General features: G+C 61.3%; 5 protein-coding genes and 1 pseudogene. 2 read left to right on the top strand and 4 right to left on the bottom strand.

Annotated features, from left to right (window positions below; translation table 11 throughout):
- Positions 1-1,126, top strand: a 1,126-nt coding sequence (locus HX846_RS22910; protein WP_178966141.1) for a DUF58 domain-containing protein, incomplete at its 5' end; no start/stop codon positions are given.
- A gap of 16 nt (positions 1,127-1,142) precedes the next feature.
- Here the strand turns inward: HX846_RS22910 and HX846_RS22905 are convergent.
- Positions 1,143-1,502 (bottom strand): PilZ domain-containing protein, encoded by a 360-nt coding sequence (locus HX846_RS22905; protein WP_008432342.1) that lies wholly within the window; start codon positions 1,500-1,502, stop codon positions 1,143-1,145.
- Positions 1,503-1,728: 226 nt separating this feature from the next.
- The gene (locus tag HX846_RS22900) at positions 1,729-2,103 is read right to left on the bottom strand and encodes a tol-pal system YbgF family protein (RefSeq protein WP_003214151.1); all 375 of its coding nucleotides are present in this window, start codon (positions 2,101-2,103) and stop codon (positions 1,729-1,731) included.
- Between the two features lie 175 nt (positions 2,104-2,278).
- Here HX846_RS22900 and pyk point away from each other — a divergent pair, with 175 nt between their 5' ends.
- A complete protein-coding gene (gene pyk, locus HX846_RS22895) occupies positions 2,279-3,730 on the top strand; it encodes a pyruvate kinase (protein WP_003214149.1) in 1,452 nt (483 codons plus the stop codon).
- A gap of 199 nt (positions 3,731-3,929) precedes the next feature.
- Here the strand turns inward: pyk and HX846_RS22890 are convergent, their stop codons facing one another.
- Both HX846_RS22890 and HX846_RS22885 read right to left on the bottom strand, forming a co-directional pair.
- Complete coding sequence (locus HX846_RS22890; RefSeq protein ID WP_003214147.1) at positions 3,930-4,679, bottom strand: enoyl-CoA hydratase-related protein; 750 nt, start codon at positions 4,677-4,679, stop codon at positions 3,930-3,932.
- 30 nt (positions 4,680-4,709) lie between these two features.
- Positions 4,710-5,011, bottom strand: a pseudogene (locus HX846_RS22885) (iron-sulfur-binding ferredoxin reductase); the annotation flags it as partial.

Below are 5,011 nucleotides of genomic sequence, written 5' to 3'. Positions count from 1 at the left end.
GCCCGGCAGCCTGGCACTGGGGCGCTGGGGGGAAGTGCGGGTAACCCTGGAGCACGATTATCCCCAGCCGTTGGCGGTCCAGGTATTCGATCATGTGCCTGACGGCCTGGCGGTGGAGGACCTGCCGCAATCCATCGAACTGCGGCCCGGCGAGCACAGTGAACTGGGTTATCGGCTAAGGCCCCAAAGGCGCGGGCATTTCAGCTTTACCCGCTGTGAAGTGCATCTGCCCAGCGCCCTGGGGCTATGGTCGGCCCGGCGCCTGATCGACGTCAGCGACGCCACCCGGGTCTACCCGGACTTCGCACGCCTGTATGGCGCGCAGTTGCTGGCGGTGGACAACTGGCTCAACCAGCTGGGCGTACGCCAGCGGCAACGGCGTGGGCTGGGCCTGGAGTTTCACCAGCTGCGTGAGTTTCGCGAAGGTGACAGCCTGCGCCAGATCGACTGGAAAGCCACCGCCCGGCAACGCACGCCCATTGCCAGGGAGTACCAGGACGAGCGCGACCAGCAGATCATGTTCATGCTCGATTGTGGCCGCCGTATGCGCAGCCAGGACGCCGAACTGTCGCACTTCGACCACGCGCTCAACGCCTGCCTGCTGCTCAGTTATGTAGCCTTGCGCCAGGGCGATGCCGTAGGGCTATGCACCTTTGCCTGCGACCAGCCGCGCTACCTGGCGCCGGTCAAGGGCAGTGGCCAGCTCAACCTGTTGCTGAATGCGGTGTATGACCTGGACACGTCCCGGCGTACGGCCGATTACCAGGCGGCCGCCAGCCAACTGCTGGCCCGGCAGAAACGTCGCTCGCTGGTGATCGTAGTGACCAATTTGCGGGATGAGGAAGATGAAGAGTTACTCAGCGCCGTAAAGCGCATCAGCCGCCAGCACCGGGTAATGGTCGCAAGCCTGCGGGAGGAGGTCCTTGACCAGTTACGCCAGGCTCCCGTGCAAACCCTGCCCGAAGCCCTGGCCTACTGCGGCACGATCAACTATCTCAATACCCGGGACGAACTCCACGACCGCTTGAACGCCCACGGGCTGTCGGTACTGGACACACTGCCTTCGGACCTGGGTGCCGCCCTGGTGACCCGCTACCTGGGCTGGAAAAAAGCCGGCGCGCTATGAACGCCGGATGCAGCACCTAGGCAGAGGCCTGCAACGGATCAAAGCTGAAGTAATCCAGCAGCGCGCTGATCACCTCCCCATATTCGGCAGGGGCCTGGGATATGCTGAACCCGGAATCGTAATGCTGGGGGTTTATATCCTCATGACACCACAGGCAGGTGGCCGTGAGGTCTACCGCCTGCACCTCACCCTCAGGCCCGGGGATCTTCAAGCGCAGCTCGAACTCCACATCGACCATCATGGGTAACTGGCTGATCAACATCAGGCCCTGCTCGGAAACATTGCCCAGATAGCCGATTGGCTTGTCCGTCAGGCGGTTGAACACTTGAAGGAAGCAAGGTAACTGATGCCGCTCGATCCGTCGGTGAGTAAACATGATGAGGTCGCCATCCAATGGCCATATATGTGGCCGCTCCAGTGATTCGAAACGAGCCTGAAGGCCCGCTCTCCCCGGATATCGGTGCGACAACCGCAAACGGGTTGCCACTTTTACAGCTGCCAAATCCGGGAACGCCATCCGTTTGAATAGAAACTTATACAAACTGACATTCAAAGATTAGCCCAAGACTGGCAACGAGCCAGCTATGGCATGACAAATATCATCACAACGACGCCGGCCGCGGCTGGGCAACGCTCGCGCCGGGGTAATGCCCCAGTTGCTGCAGGGTATCCAAACGGGCACGGGCACGGAATGCGTACTCGCTCGCCGGGTACTGGCTGATGATGAACTGATAGGTTTGCGCCGCATCGACAAACAGCTTCTCGCGCTCCAGGCACTGCCCGCGCAACATCGAGACTTCCGGTTGCACGTAGCGCCGGGAACGGCTTTCACGGTCGACCTGGGACAACTCAAGGGTGACCCGCTGGCAATCGCCCACACCGTAGGCGCGGTACGCATTGTTCAAATGATGGTCCATCGACCAACGGGTGCAGCCGACAACACTGACGGCCAGGGCAGCAATGATCACGATTCGCATGGGGGTTCTCCTGTCTTGTGCAGTGTATCGACCCTTCATCGAAAATCTTCAAGGTTGTTCATCTGTTCATGCAGAGTGAAAACAAGCGAATCATCGATAAGTAGTGCAAACGAACAATGACTACAACCAAAGAGCATAGTAGCCTTCCCCAGCGCTTGAACTCAGGAGTCCGTGCATGTCCGTCCGTCGTACCAAAATCGTCGCCACCCTTGGCCCGGCCAGTAACTCGCCGGAAGTCCTCGAACAGCTGATTCTGGCTGGCCTGGACGTTGCCCGTCTGAACTTCTCCCACGGCACCCCGGACGAGCACAAGGCTCGCGCCAAGCTGGTGCGTGACCTGGCCGCCAAGCATGGCCGCTTCGTGGCGTTGCTGGGTGACCTGCAAGGCCCGAAAATCCGTATCGCCAAATTCGCCAACAAGCGGATCGAGCTGAAGATCGGTGACCAGTTCACTTTCTCCACCAGCCATCCGCTGACCGAGGGCAACCAGCAAGTCGTGGGTATCGACTACCCGGACCTGGTGAAAGACTGCGGCGTGGGCGACGAGCTGCTGCTGGACGACGGCCGTGTGGTAATGCGCGTCGACACCGCCACCCCGACCGAACTGAATTGCACCGTGATCATCGGCGGCCCGCTGTCGGACCACAAAGGCATCAACCGTCGCGGCGGTGGCCTGACTGCCCCGGCCCTGACTGAAAAAGACAAGGCCGACATCAAGCTCGCCGCCGAAATGGAAGTGGACTACCTCGCGGTATCCTTCCCGCGCGACGCCGCCGACATGGAATACGCCCGTAAACTGCGCGACGAAGCCGGCGGCACTGCCTGGCTGGTGGCGAAGATCGAACGCGCCGAAGCCGTAGCCGATGACGAAACCCTCGACGGCCTGATCAAGGCTTCCGACGCCGTGATGGTTGCCCGTGGCGACCTGGGTGTGGAAATTGGTGACGCCGAGCTGATCGGTATCCAGAAGAAAATCATCCTGCACGCACGTCGCCACAACAAGGCGGTGATCGTTGCGACCCAGATGATGGAGTCGATGATCCAGAACCCGATGCCAACCCGTGCCGAAGTGTCCGACGTGGCCAACGCCGTGCTCGACTACACCGACGCCGTGATGCTTTCGGCTGAAAGTGCGGCTGGCCCGTACCCGCTGGAAGCCGTGCAGGCCATGGCACGCATCTGCGTCGGCGCTGAAAAGCACCCGACCAGCAAGACCTCCAGCCACCGTATCGGCAAGGTCTTCGAAAGCTGCGACCAGAGCATCGCCCTGGCGGCCATGTACACCGCCAACCACTTCCCGGGTGTGAAAGCGATCATCGCCCTGACCGAAAGTGGCTACACGCCGTTGATCATGTCGCGCATCCGTTCCTCGATCCCGATCTACGCGTTCTCCCCGCACCGCGAAACCCAGGCCCGTGCGGCCATGTTCCGCGGCGTCTACACCGTACCGTTCGACCCGGCATCGCTGCCGCCTGAGCAAGTCAGCCAGGCCGCGATCGACGAGTTGCTCAAGCGCGGCGTCGTGGAGAAAGGCGACTGGGTCATCCTGACCAAGGGTGACAGCTACCACACCATCGGCGGCACCAACGGCATGAAGATCCTGCACGTTGGCGACCCAATGGTCTGAGTGACCGCTCGCTGAAAAACAAAAGCCCCGCCATGTGAATGGCGGGGCTTTTTGCATTGCAAATTGGCTTGTGTGTTGGCTTTACTGGCCTATTCGCGAGCAAGCCCGCTCCCACATTTGATCGCGTACATCCTGAAGAAACACGGTCGAATGTGGGAGCGGGCTTGCTCGCGAAGACGGCCGACCAGTCAACGCTCATTCATCTCCGAGTGATAAACCCCGACAACGCCGCAATCGCCTCCGGCGACTTCAACCTCTGGGTAAACAACGCCCCCTCCTCCTCGATCACCTTGCGCAACTGCTCGCGATCAACGCTTTTCATCAGATGCTTGCTGACCTGCACCGCGCCCGGCGCCAGGGTCTCAAACCGTCCAGCAATTTCCCGTGCCTTGGCCAGGGCCGATTCACCGCTGCCCAATGCCTCGGTGGCAATGCCCCAGGCGGCAGCCTGTTCGCCGGTAAACCCTTCACCCAGCAGCAGCAACTCCGCCGCCTTGGCATGCCCCAGCAAGCGCGGCAGGATCAAGCTGGACCCAAACTCCGGACACAGCCCCAGGTTGACGAACGGCATGCGCAACCGTGCATCCCGGCTGACATACACCAGGTCACAATGCAGCAGCAGCGTCGTGCCAATTCCCACCGCCACGCCCGCCACCGCCGCAATCACCGGCTTGCGGCAGTTGAGCAAGCTGCGCATGAAATTGAAGACCGGGCTGTCGAGATCCGCCGGCGGTTGTTCGAGGAAGTCGCCAATATCGTTACCGGCGGTGAAGCACTCGCTGCTGCCCTGGATCAGCACGGCATTCACGCTGGTATCGGCATCCGCCTGCTCCAGCGCCTCGGCCAATTGGCTGTACATGGCGCGGGTCAGGGCATTTTTCTTGTCCGGGCGATTGAGCTGCAAAATCAGCAACCCGCGTTCGCGTTGCTGCAGGATGGCATCGGTCATGACAAATCTCGCGGCTGGGAAATTCAGCGCTCAACCACGGGGCAGGAACACATCGGCCAGCAGTTGATTGCGCGGCAGTCCGGCCAGGAACAGGCGCTTGGAAAAGGCCTCGACACTGGCCGGGTGCCCGCAGAGTAAAGCCAGAGTTTGCCGGGAAACAAGCCGCAGTTGCGCCAACGCCTGCGTCACCTCAGCCGCTGTCCATAGCTCAACGGTCACGTTCGGATGCGCACCAGCCAGCTGGGCCAATGGCCCGGCGAGGTAATGACCGCCCGCGTCATGGGCCAGGTGAATGACCCGGATGGCGCCCTGGTGATCATGGCGCAAGGCCT

The sequence above is a fragment of the Pseudomonas sp. K5002 genome, from assembly GCF_013386655.1.
Lineage (GTDB): Bacteria > Pseudomonadota > Gammaproteobacteria > Pseudomonadales > Pseudomonadaceae > Aquipseudomonas.
The sequence above is the reverse complement of the archived record's forward strand: the minus strand, read 5'-3'. Positions and strand labels throughout refer to the sequence as shown.

Bases quoted from the DNA above. Each gene is read 5' to 3' on its own strand.
- HX846_RS22905 (WP_008432342.1), bottom strand. From the start codon at position 1,502: ATGTTTACTCACCGACGGATCGAGCGGCATCAGTTACCTTGCTTCCTT.
- HX846_RS22900 (WP_003214151.1), bottom strand. From the start codon at position 2,103: ATGCGAATCGTGATCATTGCTGCCCTGGCCGTCAGTGTTGTCGGCTGC.
- pyk (WP_003214149.1), top strand. From the start codon at position 2,279: ATGTCCGTCCGTCGTACCAAAATCGTCGCCACCCTTGGCCCGGCCAGT.
- HX846_RS22890 (WP_003214147.1), bottom strand. From the start codon at position 4,679: ATGACCGATGCCATCCTGCAGCAACGCGAACGCGGGTTGCTGATTTTG.